The sequence below is a fragment of the Rhodovulum sp. MB263 genome (genome assembly GCF_002073975.1).
In the GTDB taxonomy this organism is placed as follows: Bacteria; Pseudomonadota; Alphaproteobacteria; order Rhodobacterales; family Rhodobacteraceae; genus Rhodovulum.
This window is the reverse complement of the sequence record NZ_CP020384.1, coordinates 1,927,998-1,942,809: the sequence shown is the minus strand read 5'-3', so window position 1 is coordinate 1,942,809 and position 14,812 is coordinate 1,927,998. Positions and strand designations below refer to the sequence as shown.

The 14,812-nt window shown below is 67.6% G+C and carries 15 protein-coding genes and 1 pseudogene; 6 read left to right on the top strand and 10 right to left on the bottom strand.

The window, feature by feature from the left end:
* Positions 1-9: 9 nt before the first annotated feature.
* The 3 genes and pseudogenes from B5V46_RS20835 to B5V46_RS20220 all read left to right on the top strand — a co-directional run bounded on the left by B5V46_RS20835 (position 10) and on the right by B5V46_RS20220 (position 883).
* On the top strand, positions 10-288 hold the full coding sequence (locus B5V46_RS20835) for a hypothetical protein (protein ID WP_369822772.1): 279 nt from the start codon (positions 10-12) through the stop codon (positions 286-288).
* Positions 285-380 (top strand): annotated as a pseudogene (locus B5V46_RS20830) (hypothetical protein); the annotation flags it as partial. The gene B5V46_RS20835 and the pseudogene B5V46_RS20830, both read left to right, overlap by 4 nt.
* 335 nt (positions 381-715) lie before the next feature.
* Positions 716-883, top strand: a complete 168-nt coding sequence (locus B5V46_RS20220; RefSeq protein WP_196774225.1) for a hypothetical protein — start codon at positions 716-718, stop codon at positions 881-883.
* A 10-nt stretch (positions 884-893) separates the two neighbouring features.
* On the opposite strand, the gene B5V46_RS09065 is transcribed toward B5V46_RS20220, so the two are convergent.
* From B5V46_RS09065 to B5V46_RS09045, 5 genes are all read right to left on the bottom strand, one after another.
* Positions 894-1,880, bottom strand: a complete 987-nt coding sequence (locus B5V46_RS09065) for a 2-dehydropantoate 2-reductase (protein ID WP_080616307.1) — start codon at positions 1,878-1,880, stop codon at positions 894-896.
* Positions 1,881-1,989: 109 nt separating this feature from the next.
* Positions 1,990-3,525 (bottom strand): acyl--CoA ligase, encoded by a 1,536-nt coding sequence (locus B5V46_RS09060; RefSeq protein WP_080616306.1) that lies wholly within the window; start codon positions 3,523-3,525, stop codon positions 1,990-1,992.
* 20 nt (positions 3,526-3,545) lie between these two features.
* Positions 3,546-5,069 carry a tripartite tricarboxylate transporter permease gene (locus B5V46_RS09055; RefSeq protein ID WP_080616305.1) on the bottom strand — a complete coding sequence of 508 codons (1,524 nt, stop codon included), beginning with the start codon at positions 5,067-5,069 and terminating at the stop codon, positions 3,546-3,548.
* A 12-nt stretch (positions 5,070-5,081) separates the two neighbouring features.
* Positions 5,082-5,573, bottom strand: coding sequence for a tripartite tricarboxylate transporter TctB family protein (locus B5V46_RS09050; RefSeq protein ID WP_080616304.1), 492 nt, complete (start codon positions 5,571-5,573; stop codon positions 5,082-5,084).
* Between the two features lie 80 nt (positions 5,574-5,653).
* Positions 5,654-6,631, bottom strand: coding sequence for a tripartite tricarboxylate transporter substrate binding protein (locus B5V46_RS09045; RefSeq protein WP_080616303.1), 978 nt, complete (start codon positions 6,629-6,631; stop codon positions 5,654-5,656).
* Between the two features lie 176 nt (positions 6,632-6,807).
* Here B5V46_RS09045 and B5V46_RS09040 point away from each other — a divergent pair, with 176 nt between their 5' ends.
* Positions 6,808-8,214, top strand: a complete 1,407-nt coding sequence (locus B5V46_RS09040; RefSeq protein ID WP_080616302.1) for a short-chain fatty acyl-CoA regulator family protein — start codon at positions 6,808-6,810, stop codon at positions 8,212-8,214.
* Positions 8,215-8,217: 3 nt separating this feature from the next.
* Here the strand turns inward: B5V46_RS09040 and B5V46_RS09035 are convergent, their stop codons facing one another.
* The 5 genes from B5V46_RS09035 to B5V46_RS09015 form a co-directional block, all read right to left on the bottom strand.
* Entirely contained in the window at positions 8,218-8,844 is a 627-nt protein-coding gene (locus B5V46_RS09035) for a sugar transferase (RefSeq protein WP_080616301.1), read from the bottom strand.
* Between the two features lie 355 nt (positions 8,845-9,199).
* Positions 9,200-10,648, bottom strand: a complete 1,449-nt coding sequence (gene guaB / locus B5V46_RS09030) for an IMP dehydrogenase (protein WP_080616300.1) — start codon at positions 10,646-10,648, stop codon at positions 9,200-9,202.
* Between the two features lie 213 nt (positions 10,649-10,861).
* A complete protein-coding gene (gene cowN, locus B5V46_RS09025) occupies positions 10,862-11,140 on the bottom strand; it encodes a N(2)-fixation sustaining protein CowN (protein WP_080617996.1) in 279 nt (92 codons plus the stop codon).
* A gap of 75 nt (positions 11,141-11,215) precedes the next feature.
* Entirely contained in the window at positions 11,216-11,881 is a 666-nt protein-coding gene (locus B5V46_RS09020; RefSeq protein WP_080616299.1) for a Crp/Fnr family transcriptional regulator, read from the bottom strand.
* A 43-nt stretch (positions 11,882-11,924) separates the two neighbouring features.
* A complete protein-coding gene (locus tag B5V46_RS09015) occupies positions 11,925-12,902 on the bottom strand; it encodes a hypothetical protein (RefSeq protein ID WP_080616298.1) in 978 nt (325 codons plus the stop codon).
* Positions 12,903-13,037: 135 nt separating this feature from the next.
* Between B5V46_RS09015 and dctP the strand changes: the two genes are divergently transcribed.
* Positions 13,038-14,051 carry a TRAP transporter substrate-binding protein DctP gene (gene dctP / locus B5V46_RS09010; RefSeq protein ID WP_080616297.1) on the top strand — a complete coding sequence of 338 codons (1,014 nt, stop codon included), beginning with the start codon at positions 13,038-13,040 and terminating at the stop codon, positions 14,049-14,051.
* Between the two features lie 119 nt (positions 14,052-14,170).
* Positions 14,171-14,803 carry a TRAP transporter small permease subunit gene (locus B5V46_RS09005; RefSeq protein WP_080616296.1) on the top strand — a complete coding sequence of 211 codons (633 nt, stop codon included), beginning with the start codon at positions 14,171-14,173 and terminating at the stop codon, positions 14,801-14,803.
* Positions 14,804-14,812 lie beyond the last annotated feature (9 nt).

The window sequence follows — 14,812 nt, the reverse complement described above, 5'->3', positions numbered from 1 at the left end:
CCCGATATCTTGCTGCTCGATTTCAACCTGCCGGATGTCAGCAGGCTCGACGGGCTGATCCGCCTCAAGACCACGCTCGGGGCGACACCGGTCGTCGTCCTGTCCTCGATCGCCGGTCCGCGCCTCATCGGCACCGCGATCCGGGCGGGGGCCGTCGGTCGCGTGCCCAAGCGCAGTACGCGCGACGTCTTCCGTTATACAATTGTCTCCATCGCCGAGGGCATCGAGATTGCCGATGATCCGGAGCAGACCGCTGCCAAAGGTCGGGAACATGCGATCCGCTCTTGACGTCGCAGCATCGACGCATCCTGCAGGCAAGCGGCGGGGATAAGTTCGACCAACAGATTACATTCGACCTCTCGATTGTCGAAACCAATGTTAAGGCCCATGTAACCGCGATCATGCCCAAGCTCGGGGTCCAGAGCCGCGCCCAGGCGGGGCTGATCGCCCAGGAGGCCAGCTTCTCCGGGGGGATGTGCGATCCAGGCTAGAGGCATCTTCCGCAGGGAAGGCAGCCATTTCCGGCGAAGGCCGTCTTCGGGAGGGGATGGATGGACCGGAAAGCGAATCCCGCGCGGGTGCTCTCGAACCGCAGATGCTGGCCGCAGCGATGCTGACCGGACTTGACACCGGCACTCCTGATCGGCGGCTCGGCAGGCGGCGGCACCCGGTTAGAACGCATGCAGGACGGCACGGGCGGCCCTTCCCCTCGGCCATGGCGCTCAGCTTCCTCCGCAACGACTGCCCGCTACGGGCCTTCAGCCATGATCATCTGCTGCCCGGCCGGGTGCGGATCGCGTGCGGCGTCGCGCTGCTGACCAAACCTCTCTCGCCCGCGGCACGCCGCGTCGTCTTTGCCGAGATCGCAGAACAACGGGCCTGAGCGCCCGAAATCACGCTCCGTAAAGCCCCGCGACCCGCGCCCTCAGCGCGACCAACGCCAGAACGGTATCGATGGCAGGCGTCGGCGTGCCGGTGATGCGGCCCAGCTCCTGCACCGACCCCACCAGCGCGTCGATTTCCATCGGCCGCCCCAGATCCAGATCCTGCAGCATCGAGGTCCGGTGCGCCCCGACCGCGGCCCCTCCCTCGATCCGGCGCTCGACATCGACCGGGAACTTCACCCCAAGCTTCTCGGCAACCGCCTGCGCCTCGAGCATCATCGCCCGCGCCACGGCCCGCGTGCCCGGATCGGTGCAAAGCACATCCAGCGTGGCATGGGTCAGCGCCGAGATCGGATTGAAGGACAGGTTCCCCCAAAGCTTGACCCAGATCTCGTCCCGCAGCTTCGGGCGCACCGGCGCCTTCAACCCTGCCGAGGCCAGCGCCCTTGACAGCCGGAGCGCGCGTTCCGATTTCGACCCATCGGGCTCGCCCAGCGAAAAGCGGTTGCCCTCGATATGCCGGACGACACCGGGCTCGATCACCTCGGCGGCCGGATAGACGACACAACCCAGAACCCTGTCGGGCCCGAACCCGTTCCATTGCGCATCGCCCGGATCGACCGAGGCGAGCCGCGTGCCCTCGAGCGCGCCGCCGATCCTGTGGAAATACCACCAGGGCACCCCGTTCACGCCGGACACGATGGTCGTCCCCTCGCCGATCAGGGGTTGCATCCTGCGAACCACCGGCGGCACCGAATGCGCCTTCAGCGTCACGACCACATAGTCCTGCCGTCCGAGCTCGGCGGCATCCTCCGCGACCCTGACCGGCACCGTCTCGTCGGTACCGCTCTCCTCCTCGATCAGCCGAAGCCCCCGCGCCTTCATCGCCGCAAGATGCGGGCCGCGCGCGACAAGGCTCACCTCGGCCCCCGCCTGTGCCAGCTTCGCGCCCATATAGCCGCCAATGGCACCCGCCCCGAACACACAGATCTTCATCGAAAAACGCCCCTCGTTCCGCCAGCGGGCCCGAAAGGCCTGCCGCGTTCCTCTTCTTCTTGGGAAAAATACCCGCCGCGCAGCGTCCGGGCAAAGCCCGGAAACCGGCTCAGGCCGGCTCCGACAGGCCCAGCTTTTCGGCCAGGCCGATCCGCTGCAGCTTGCCGGTCGCCCCTTTCGGGATCTCGTCGAGGATCACCACCTTGCGCGGCACCTTGAAATCGGCCATACGCGCGGCCGCGAATTCCCGGATCTCGCGTTCGCTGGCCCCGGCGCCCTCCTTCAGCACCACCGCCGCCGCGACCTCCTCGCCCAGCTTCGGATGCGGCAGCGCGAAGCTCACGCATTGCGCAATCGCCGGATGATCCATCAGCACCCCGTCGACCTCGAGCGGGCTGACCTTCTCGCCGCCCCGGTTGATGATCTCCTTGAGACGCCCCGTCAGATGCAGATAGCCGTCCTCGTCGAAGGCGCCCTGATCGCCGGTGCGGAACCAGCGCCGCCCCTCGGCCTCGAAGAAGCTTTTCGCATTGGCCTCGGGATTGCCCTCATAGCCCGGCGTCACGTTGGGCCCCGAGATCACCACCTCGCCGGTGCCCTCGATCAGCCGGTTCTCGGCCTCATGGGCGATGCGCACCTCGGGGCCGGCCGCCACGCCGACCGATCCGGGCTTCTGGCTCCCGCGCGGCAGCGGGTTGCAGCACATCTGATGCGCGGCCTCGGTCATCCCGTACGCCTCGATCAGCGGCGCGTCGAAGGTCTCGACCAGCGCGGTCATGACCTGCGCGGGCAGCGAGGCCGAGGAAGAGCGCAGGAAACGCAAGGGCACCGCCTCGATCACATCGCGGTTCCGGCCCGCGCGCGACAGGATCGCCTGATGCATGGTCGGCACGGCGCTGTACCAGCTGGGCCGCGCCTCCGACATCCAGCCGAAGAATTTCAGCGCATCGAAGCCCGGCGCGCACCAGATCGAGGCCCCGGCCGACAAAGACGCCGTCACCGCCGCCAGGAGCCCGTGAATATGGAACAGCGGCATCACGTTCAGGCAGCGATCCCCGGGCTTCAGCGCCAGCGAGTCGCGGATATGGACCGCCGAGGCCGCCACATTCGCCTGCGTCAGCGGCACGATCTTCGGCCGCGAGGTGGTGCCCGAGGTATGCAGGATCAGCGCCACATCCCCGGGGCCCGGCGCGGCGGCATCGCAGGCACCGCCCCCGCCCTCGGCACTCAGCGAGAAGCGCCCGGCAGGTTCGTCCGGATCGACCGACAGTCGCAGCACGCAAAGCCCCAGCCGCTCTGCCGCGGCCGCCGCAGGGCCGTCATAGCCCTCGGGCAAGACGACGGCCCGGGCCTTCAGGTCCTCGAGATAGAAGGCGAATTCCTCCTCGCGATAGGCCGGGTTCAGCGGCGCCGTCACCGCCGCCTGCGCCACGGTGACGAAGGCTGCGGCCATTTCGGGCCCGTTCGGCAGTACGATGGCCACCCGGTCGCCCCGGCCGATGCCCGCGCCATGCAGCGCCTCCGCCACCCGCCTCGCCTGATCGCGAAGCCCCGCGAAATCGAGCCAGTCGCGCCCCGGCGCCCCGATGGCCGGCGCGGCATTGTCCTGTCCCTGAAGAAGGTCCGAGATGGTCTGCAAGGTCATGTCCTTTCTGTCTCGTTACATCACTCGGCCGGAGCCGGTCGGGAGCTGCCATTGCGGCCCCGGCGCAGGGCCCGGATCAGCGGCAGCGCGAAAAGCAAGACCGAGATCGCCACGAAGATCGCCGCGATCGGCCGCTCGATGAAGACCGTCAGGTCGCCATGTTCCGCGATCATGGTCTGACGGAAACTCTTTTCCATCAAGGGTCCCAGCACCAGCGCCAGCACCAGCGGCGCCAGCGGGTAATCGGCCTTTCGCAGAAGGTAGCCCGCGACCCCGAAGCCCGCGATCATCCAGACGTCGTGCAGGCGCTGATCGGGCGCGTAGCCGCCGACGATGCACAGGACCAGCACCATGGCGCAGAGCACAGACAAAGGCATCCTCAGCGCCCAGACGAAGACCGGGATCAGCGCGATATTGACCAGCACCGCCGCCAGGTTCGCGGTGTAAAGCGAGCTGATCAGCCCCCAGACGAATTCCTTCTGCTCGACGAACAGCATCGGGCCGGGCGTCAGCCCCCACATCACCATGCCCCCCAGCAGAAGCGCCGTGGTCGGCGAGCCGGGAATGCCCAGCGTCAGCATCGGCAGGAGCGAGCCGGTCGATGCAGCGTTATTGGCGGTCTCGGGCGCGGCCACGCCCTCGGGGTTGCCCCGTCCGAAACTGTCGGGACGTTTCGAGATCGACTTCGCGACGCCATAGCTCATCAGCGCGGCGGGCGTCGCGCCCGCCGCCGGCAGGATGCCGACGAAGAAGCCCAGAACCGAGCCCAGGCTCATGGTCCGCCACATCCCGCGCATCTTCGACAGCCCCGCCCGCAGTTCCCCGAAGGTCAGGCGCGCGGGCGTCACCATGGGCGCATTGCGCGAGGTCTCGATGGTGTAAAGCACCTCGCCCACGCCATAGACCCCGATCGCCAGCACCAGAAACGAGATCCCCGAATAGAAGCCCGGCAGATCGCCGAACACCAGCCGCGGCTCGCCCGAGATGATGTCGAGCCCGACGGTCGAAAGCACGAGCCCGAGGCAGATCATCACGACGGTCTTGAGGATGTCGTCGCCCCCCAGCCCCACGAAGGTGGTGAAGGCCAGCAGCACCAGCGCGAATTCCTCGGCCGGACCGAAGGCCAGCGCCATGTCGGCCAGCGGCACCGCGAAGATGGTGAAGAGCAGGACCGAGATCGTGCCGCCGATGAAGGAGGCGACGGCGGCCACGATCAGCGCCAGCCCCGCCTCGCCCTTCTGCGCCATCGGCCGGCCGTCGAAGGTGGTGGCGACAGCGGTCGAGGCGCCGGGAATGCCCAGCAGGATCGAGCTGATCGCGCCGCCATACATCGCCCCGTAATAGATCGCGGCCAGAAGGATGATGGCCGAGCCCGGCGGCACGATGAAGGTCAGCGGCAGCACGATCGCCACCCCGTTGACCGATCCGAGCCCCGGCATCGCCCCGATGAAGATGCCGACCGTCACCCCGATCAGCACGATCAGGAGGTTCAGCGGCGAGATCGAGCTGGCAAAGCCGTCGGCCAGAAGCGCAAGAACGTCCATCTCCGGGCCTCCTCAGAAGAACATCGCGTAAAGCGGGTAGAACAGCGGCTCGGTCACGCCCTTGGGCAGCAGGATCTTCAGCGTCACCTCGAAGAAGAAGAAAAGGAAGACCGGCGTCGTCAGCGTCAGGATGCCGGTCAGCAGCCAGCCATGCCCGCCCATCAGCCGCAGATAGGCCAGCAGGAACAGCATTAGCGCGATATAGGCCCCCAGAAGCGGGATCAGCGCGATGGCGCCCAGCAACAGCCCGACCACGCCCAGGATCTGCGGGATCGCGTCGGCATCGGGGATGAAGGTCTCGCCCGAATGCGGCCGCGTCACGAAGCTCCGCGCCAGGATCGCGCCCGAGGCGGCCAGCATCCCGAGCCCCAGCCAGAACGGAAAGGCGCCCGCCCCCGGTCCGGTCTCGGCCTCCCAGCCGACCGGCAGGCGCTGGGCATACCACATGACGAAGACGGAAAAGGCCATCAGGGCCAGGGCGATGAGACGGTCGGCGGCAAGCATGGGCGTCGCTCCTCCTTCTGCGGTGATGCTGGACCTGCGGGCACGGGATGCGGGCGTACGCCCGTCGGGCCGGGTCCGGCTCAGCTCGACGAGCTCATGTCGCGCAGGATCTCGGCATGCTTGTCGCGTTCCTCGAGGAAATAGGCCTGCAACGCGTCGCCTGTCAGGAAATCGGCCAGCAGCGCCTGTTCCTCGGTATATTTGCGCCATTGCTCGGTCTCGCTGAGCTGGCGGAACATCTCGGTGTAATAGGCCACCGCGCCTGCGGGCATGTCCTTCGGCCCGACGAAGGAGCGCTGCATGGTATAGACCAGCGGATGGCCAAGCTCGGTGAAGGTCGGCAGATCGGGGAAGCGCGTCAGCCGCTCGGCAGTCAGCACTGCGATGGGGCGCGACTTGCCCGCGCGGTAAAAGCCCATCTGTTCCGACGGGTTGTTGACGGTCGAGGAGACATGCCCGCCGATCAGCGCGGTCGCCACATCGCCGCCACCCTTGTAGGGCACATAGGTGAGCTTGATGCCGAATTCCTTCTCGAGCATCGCGGTCACCAGGCTGTCCTCCTGCCCGGTGCCGGTGCCGCCCATCTTGAAGCTGCCGCCTGCCGCCTTCACCGCGGCGACATAGTCGTCGAGGTTGTGAATGTCGCTGTCGGCCGCGACCCAGAGCACGAAACTGTCCAGCGCCATCCGCGCGATCGGCGTGAATTCGGCGATGTCGACGCCGATATCGGCGCGGAGCGGCGTCGTGTAATAGCTGTTCAGCGTCGCCATGATGGTATGGGCGTTGCCCTCGCGGTCCTTGAGATAGCGCAGCGCCTCGGCGCCCGAGCCGCCCCCCTTGTTGACCGGCAGGACCGGCATCCGCGACAGGCCCTGTTTCTGGATGATCGCCTGGAACAGCCGCGCCAGCTGGTCGGCCCCGCCGCCCTGCCCGGCCATGATCACCATCTCGACGGGCTTGATCGGCTTCCACTCATCGGCGAAGGCCGGAGCGGCCGCGCTCAGCGCCGCGGCGCCCATCAGGGCAAGGCTCGCCCGACGTGTGAATGCATCTGTCATCTTGATCCTCCCGAACTGAGCGCGGAGCGAAACCTGCGGGCATGTTCCCTCCCTTCCCGCAGATCCCGTCCCGTCGCAGGATCGAGAATAGGCATGGGGCCTGATTTTTCACACGAAACCGCGTCGATCTGTTAAGATCGGATCTTACAAGCCGCAGTTGTGTAATGTTGTAAATCATGCGAAAAGCGTTGATAGGATCGAAACTGCGCCAGTTGCGACGCGATCATGGTCAGACCCAGGCCGAAATGGCGCGCCAGCTGAATATCAGCCCGGCCTATGTTAACCTGCTGGAAAACAACCAGAGATCGTTATCGGTCAAGGTGCTGATGGCGCTGGCCGAGGCCTATGGCGTCGAGATCCGCGAGCTGCTGAGCGACCGCAATGCCGGACGGCTGGCCGATCTGCGCGCGGCCGTCGCCGACCCCGCCTTCGGCCGCGACCGGCCCGACCTGCAGGAGCTGCGCGGCGCCATCGACCATGCCCCCCGGCTTGTCGACCTGTTCCTGCAGCTCTATCGCAGCCATCGCACCGCCGTCGACCGGATCACCCGGGTCGGCGGCAACGGCTCCGGCACCGCGTTGCTGGTGACATCGCCCGAAACCGCGGTGCATGACTTCTTCCGCGAGAACCGCAACTATTTCGACGCGCTGGAAACCGCGGCCGAGAATGTGCGCGCCCAGTTCGCGGGCGATCCGGATGACATCTATGCCCAGCTCAAACGCTATCTGCGGCAGAAGCTCGGGATCGAGGTCCGGCTCGCCCCCGCCGCCGACATGCCCGATGCGCTGAGGGTCTTCGACCGGAAGGCGGGCGAGGTGCGCCTGTCGCAGGCGCTCGACCATGCCAACCGGGCCTTCCAGCTGGCCCATGTCCTGGCGCTGGCCGACATTCCCTATCTGCTCGAGTCGATGATCGAGGAAGGCGGCATCGACAGCGATCTGGCCGCCGCGCGCTGCCGGGTCGAGCTGGCCAACTACTTCGCCGCGGCGCTGTTGATGCCCTATGCCCCCTTCCTCGCCCTGGCCGAAGAGACCGCTTACGATGTCGACCGGCTGGGCGCGGCCTTCGGCACCTCCTTCGAGCAGGTCAGCCACCGCCTGACCGCGCTCCAGCGCGACGGCGCGCGCGGCGTGGGTTTCTTCCTGATCCGGGTCGACAAGGCCGGCAACGTGACCAAGCGGGTCAATGCCAGCCCCTTCGCGCTGGCCGAGAAGGGCGGCTCCTGCCCGGTCTGGAATGTGCATAACGCCTTCGCGACGCCCGGCGTGATCCTGCCGCAGCTGGTCGAGATGCCCGATGGCAGCCAGTTCTTCACCCTCAGCCGCACCGTCAAGCGCCCGGTCTTCAGCCCGCATCTGCAGGATAACCGGCTGGCGGTGGCGCTGGGCTGCGAGCGCGGCGAGGCGCATCGGATCGGCTATGCCCAGGCCATCAATCTGGGCGCCGACGGGCCGGTCGCAAGGATCGGGGTCAGTTGCCAGCTTTGCCCGCGCCAGGCCTGTTCGCAACGCGCCCATCAGCCGCTGCACATGGATCTGCCGATGGATGCCGACCGGCGCGGCAAGACCCGCTATGAAAGCTGAGCGTCAGCGGCCGCACCCCGGACCGGGCCGCGAACGGCCCGGCTGGGGCCTGCCCGGCCGCCTTGTGCATCGGTGCCGCAAGGTCGCCGCGATCAACCCCAGGTCGAGCGCGAGGGAGGCGATCCGGCTGTAGCGCAGATCGTCATGGACCCGGTCGCAGAAATGCGCACCCTCCCGCGCCCCTTCCCGGGCATCGGCAAGCCCGGTCAGCCCCGGGCGCATCGCCAGATAGCCGTTTCGCGCCAGACCATAGCGTGCCAGAACGGCAGGCGTGGCCGGGCGCGGTCCGACAAGGCTCATCTCGCCCCGAAGCACCGACCAGAGCAATGGCAAGCCGGACAGGCCGGCACGCCGCACCCAGCCGGCGACCTCCCCGTCGCGACGCCCGAGATGAAAGACGAGACAGCGGATGGGTCTGCCTCCATGCCCGATCCGCCGATGACAGGCGAAGCCCTGCCCGGTCCCGGCCCGCAGGAGCAGCCAGATCGCCAGCATCAGCGGCGCCGTCAGCGTCAGAAGCAGCGCCGCGACCAGCAGATCGAACGCCCGCTTGCCCCGATAACCGCCCAGCCGTTCGGTCGGCATCGCCCCCGCCTCGGCGCGCGGCACCTGCAACAGAGTGATGTTCATTCCGACCCCTCCCGGAGACACGCTGCGTGCCCGCGGCCAGGATCGACGAAAACAGGTAAGCCAGTGGTTAACGATATCAAAGCGAATAAATAAAATTAACAATATTATTCATATTATTACGCGCACGTCCTCATGTGATATATGAGGTTTGGAACAGAGACAGTAGGCCCGGGCGTTGCTCCGTCGATCTGCCCTCTGCCCTCTGCCCTCTGCCCTCTGAGGACGCGCCCGGTCGGGCGCTTGCCCGAAGCTGTTATGCCAAAGGCAAACCAGCGGCAGTCCTTCCGGGACTGCCGCTGGTCTGGGTTTCAGTGCCTTTCAAGGCCTTTCAGCGGGCCACAGGCCCTGCTCCGCCTCACATGACTCGGTAATTCGGGCTTTCGCGGGTGATCGTCACGTCATGGACATGGCTTTCCTTCAGCCCCGCCCCGGTGATCCGGACGAAGCTGCAGTTCCGGCGCATCTCCTCGACGGTGGCGCAGCCGGTATAGCCCATCGCGGCGCGGAGCCCGCCCACCAGCTGATGCACCACGGTTCCGGCCGGCCCCTTGTAGGGCACCTGCCCCTCGATCCCCTCGGGCACCAGCTTGTCGGAGGCCGCGTCCTTCTGGAAATACCGGTCGGCCGAGCCCCGCGCCATCGCGCCAAGCGAGCCCATGCCGCGGTATTCCTTGAAGGACCGGCCCTGATAGAGCACGACCTCGCCCGGGGATTCGTCGGTGCCCGCGATCATCGAACCGACCATGGCGCAGGAGGCGCCGGCCGCGATCGCCTTGGCGAAATCGCCCGAATACTTGATGCCGCCATCCGCGATCACCGGCACATCTCCTGCCGCGGCGGCGCAATCCATGATCGCCGTCAGCTGGGGCACGCCCACCCCGGCCACCATCCGCGTGGTGCAGATCGAGCCCGGGCCGATGCCCACCTTGACCGCATCCGCGCCGGCATCGATCAGGGCCCGGGTGGCCGCGGCGGTGGCGACGTTGCCGGCCATGATCTGCACGTCATTCGAGGCCTTGCGGAGCCGCTCGACCGCCTTCGCGACGCCCTCGGAATGGCCATGCGCGGTATCGATCACGACCATGTCGACGCCGGCATCGACCAGCGCCAGCGAGCGTTCGAAGCCGGCATCGCCGACCGTGGTCGCGGCGGCAACGCGCAGCCGGCCGAGCTCGTCCTTGACCGCCTGCGGGTTCAGCACCGATTTCTCGGTATCCTTCAGCGTCAGAAGCCCCGTCAGCTTGCCCGCCACGTCGGTGATCAGAAGCTTCTCGATCCGGCGCGCCTTCATCAGGTTCAGCGCCTCGGCCCGGTCGACGGGCTCGCGCAGCACGGCAAGGTCGCTGCCGGTCATCATCGCGCCGACCTGGGTCGCGTCGCTGGAGGCAAAGCGCATGTCGCGGTTGGTCAGGATGCCCACCACGTGGCCGCGTTCGTCGACCACCGGGAAGCCGGTGAAGTTATAGCGTTCGATCAGCGCCTTGGCATCGCCCAGCGTCTGGTCGGGCCGCAGCGTGATCGGGTTGTAGACCACGCCGGATTCGAAGCGCTTGACCCGGCTGACCTCGCGCGCCTGTTCCTCGACCGTCAGGTTGCGGTGGATCACCCCGATGCCGCCGGCCTGGGCCATGGCGATCGCCATGCGGCCCTCGGTGACGGTATCCATGGCCGAAGACAGAAGCGGGATGTTCAGCCTGATCTTACGACTGACAAGGGTCGAGGTATCGGCCGTGCTGGGCAGAACCGAGCTTGCGGCGGGAACGAGAAGGACGTCATCGAAGGTGAGGGCCTCGCGAATCTCCATGGGAGTTCTCCTGGGGGAGTTTTCGTTTGGCGCTTCCCTATTTCACGCAAAGGAAGAAAAGAAAAGGGCCAATCGGCCGGAAAGCTCGACGCCCCCGGTCCGCACGGCGCCAATGGCCCCGCTGCCCCGGCCTTCGGCCACCCCTTGCCGCCCCGTTCCGGCGGCCGCAAGGCGCCTCCGGCGGGGGTATTTCGGCCAGGAAGAAGACCGGGTTCAGCAGCAGGTCTGCTCGAGATCGTAGAGCAGCTCTTCGGCCGCGGCGTCGCCCAGTTCCTCGAAGAAGGCGGCGAGACTGTTCACCTGGCTGCCCACGAAATGCAGGTTGTCATTGCCCATGCGGGCCTTCTCGGCAAGCTTCTGCTCGAAATAGCCGACCCAGCGGGACTGGCTTTGGGCCATATGGGCCGTGAGCATGGCGATCAGGCGGTCGGCCTTGCGGTCGCAATCGATGCCGTAGAAGCTCACGTAGCGGTCGGGGGTCTGGTCGGTCATGGCCATGCGCTCCTCTTCCGGCCCGGGCGCGCCCGGGGACCGGATGCTGATAGGCGATGGCGGCGACCGGTTCTGTCAGCCGGGCGACAGATCGACCATCGCCTCGAGCCGGGCAATGTCGAGAAGCCTCAGATGGCGGCGGTCCGGCCGGGACAGGACACCCTCGCGGATCAGCCGGTTGATCAGGGTCGAGAGGGTCTGGCGCGAGGTCCCGAGCGCCGTGGCGAGGGATTCGGTGCTGTCGATCAGCCGGATCAGCGCGCTCTGTTGCAGCGCGCGTTCGTTCAGCAGGAACCGCGCGAAGCGCGACTCGACCGGCCGGAAGGCGAGATCCTCGATCAGGTTCAGCGCGCCATGCAGGAGCTGGCCCACCTCGCGAAAGGCGGCAAGGCCGAGGGCGGGCTGGCGGCTGACCAGGGCCAGCATCTCGCCGACCGGCCAGGAGATCACGGTGCATGGGCTGACCGCCTCGACCCAGGCCCGGGTATGGGTGACATAGGCCCCGCCGGGGCGCAGGTAACCGATGGTCAGCGCCCGCGCCGTGCCGTTGAGGCAGATCCGGGCCAGCCCCTCGTCCAGAACGAAAAGCCGGTCGGGAACGTCTGCCTCGCCGTCACCAATGCCGGGGCGGCTCAGATCGCCCGGCCGCGCGATGGCCGCGCCCGGCTGGAACCGGCGGCGAAGCCCGCCGGGCAGTTCGCCAAGCCAGGCGGAATGGGGAAACGGGGAGGTATCCTGCATGATCCCAGCCTAGCGCGCGTCGGCCGCCCAAGGCCAGAGCCGCTTAGGCCCGGGCGGCATTGGTTTGCGCCGCGAGCCGGTTTTTTGCCCAAAGCTGCATCACGAAAACGAGGATCGGCGGGATTGCCAGCGTCGCCGCAACCAGCGCGCCACCGCCCGCGATGCGGAAAAGATCGCCCGGGGACGAGCCCTCGAGCGCGGTCGCAAGCACGAGCATCAGGCTTGCGAAGGCCGCCATCGGAAAGCTCAGCGCCCCCCAGAGCGGCGAGGCCCCGGCGGCCAGCAGCCAGCGCGCCGAGATCAGCAGCGCCCCCAGCAGCACCGCCGCGACGACAGCCGCGGCCAGCGCGAGCGGCATCAGCCCGAGCGAGACGGCCACGGTGCCGATCAGGCAGGCCGGAGCCAGGTGGATCGCCAGCAGCGGGCGCAGCGGCGCGGGCAGCCTCTGGCGCAGCATCTGGACAAGGCTCGCCGCCCAGATCGCCAGCGCCGCGCCGGTGGTTGCGTAAAGCAGGAGGGTGGCCAGCCCGGTATGACCGAGCGGCACGGCGGACAGGCAGGCGAGGATGAAGCCCACGAAATGCAGGTGCCAGACCGGCGTCACGCGGCGTTGCTCGGCCGGGCCGGTGGCCAGAAGCCACAGCAGCAGCCCAACCAGCCCGGTGTGAAGTGCAAGCCCCGCCCAGAGCAGGAGCGCGGCCAGCGCCGGGACCAGCGGCACCAGGGCCGCCGCCAGCAGATAGACCGACAGCACCGCCGCCGACAGCCCCGCGCGGCCCGGCAGGACCCGGAAATCCTCGATGAGGACCTTCGGGCGTCGCCAGAGCTTCAGCCCATAAGATGCCAGCATAAAAAGGAAAAGCGTGGTGATGGCGCCAAGGATCAGATCGCCCGCACCGGGCGATACCCCGAACGGATCGACCGCGCGCCGCCAGGCAAGCCCGAGCCCGAGAGCGCCGAAGACAGGCGGGAAGATCGCGGGCGGGGTCTGGCTGCCGAAACCTGGGCGCGGGGCGAACATCGGAGCGTCTCTCCTTCTTGACCGGTCCCCTCTGCCATGGCGGACCGCTCCGGGCAAGCGCTGCCAGTTTTTGCTTTACCGACGCGCGCGGCCGGTTACTCTCGACCGAAAAGGGAGATCAGGGAGGATCCACCGATGAAAGCTGCGATCGGCGCCATGGCGCTGGGCGCGTTCGGCTGCTGTCTGGCAGGCGAGGCGCTGGCGGAGACCTGGAATGTCTCGCTCTGGGGCAAGCGGCGCGCCTTCACCGAGAATGTCGAGAAGCTTGCGGAACTGGTCAGCGAGAAGACCGGCGGCGCATTCACGCTGTCTCTCTCCTATGGCGGGCTGTCGAAAAGCACCGAGAATCTCGACGGGATCCAGATCGGCGCCTTCGAGATGGCCCAGATCTGCGCGGGCTATCACCGCGACAAGAACCCGACGCTGACGGTGCTGGAGCTGCCCTTCCTGGGTGTCGACAGCCTGGAACAGGAACGCGACCTGTCGATGGCGCTCTACCGCCATCCGGCGGTCGAGGCCGATCTGGCGCGCTGGAACGCGACGCTCCTGATGCCTACGCCGATGCCGCAATATAATTTCGTGGGCGTCGGCGAGCCGCCCCGGGGCCTTGCCGATTTCAACGGCATGACCGTGCGCGCGACCGGCGGGATCGGCGAGGCGATGGAGATCATCGGCGCGGTGCCGACCTCGATGGATGCGACCGAAGTGCGCCAGGCGCTGGATTCCGGCGTGGTCAAGGCGGTGTCCTTCGCGCCCCATGCGCATATGTCCTTCGGCACCATCGACACCGGCACATGGTGGACGACGAACCTCAACCCTGGCACGGTGAACTGCCCGGTGGTGGTCAACAGCGACGCGCTGGCGGCACTGTCCGAAGAGCATCGCGCAGCGCTGCTGGGCTCGGTCGACGAGGCGCTGGCGCATTACATCGATTATTACAACAGCGAGACCATGGCGCGCTGGGGCCCTGCGCTCGACGAGCGCGGGATCGAACGGATCACCTTCGCGCCCGAGGCCATGGCCGAGTTCCGCGAGGCAGCAGCGGGTCCCGTGGCCGCGGCCTGGATCGAAGAGATGAGCGCCCGCGGCCTGCCCGCGCAGGAGCTTTACGAGACCGTGACCGGGCAAGTCGGGCAGGTCGGGCAGTAGTCCCCCCGACCTTCCGGAAACAGGTCCGGGCCGGGCGCTTCCTGCCCCGGCCCGGCACCGTCGATCCGCCGCCCCGTCCGGAGCGCGACGACAGACCCGACCCTGCGAGGAGAGGACCCATGGCCATCCATGCCCCTGTGCTGGAGGATGACAGCCCACTCTCGCGGCTCGACCGCGGGCTTTACCGGCTCGAGCGGCGGCTTGCGCTGCTGGCGGGGCTGACGGTCTTCGTGCTGATGCTGCTGGCCGTGGTGTCGGTCGGCGGGCGGCATCTCTTCAACCAGCCGCTGCCCGGCTCTGTCGACTGGATCCAGCAGGGCATGCCGCTGATCGCCTTTCTGGGCATCGCCTATACCCAGCGCGATGGGGGCCATATCCGGATGGACATTCTGGTGGCGCGGCTGTCGGGCCGGGCCTTGTGGGCGGCCGAGGCGCTGACGACGCTGGCCATGCTGGTCGTCATGGTGCTGCTGGTCTGGGGCAGTTTCGCCCATTTCCAGCGCAGCTTCGACTGGGGCGCGCCGATGTTCAGCCGGGACAGCTCGATCGACATCAACCTGCCGCTCTGGCCCGCCAAGCTTCTGGCACCGGTCGCCTTCTCGGTTCTGTGCCTGCGGCTGGGGCTTCAGCTCTGGGGCTATGGCCGGGCCTTCGTTCTGGGGCTGGCGGCCCCCGTGGCGGTGCCGCTGGTGGTGTCCGTGGCCGATCAGGCAGCGGCCGAGGCGACCCATGTCTCGGGCGCGGACGATTAGGAGGAAGCC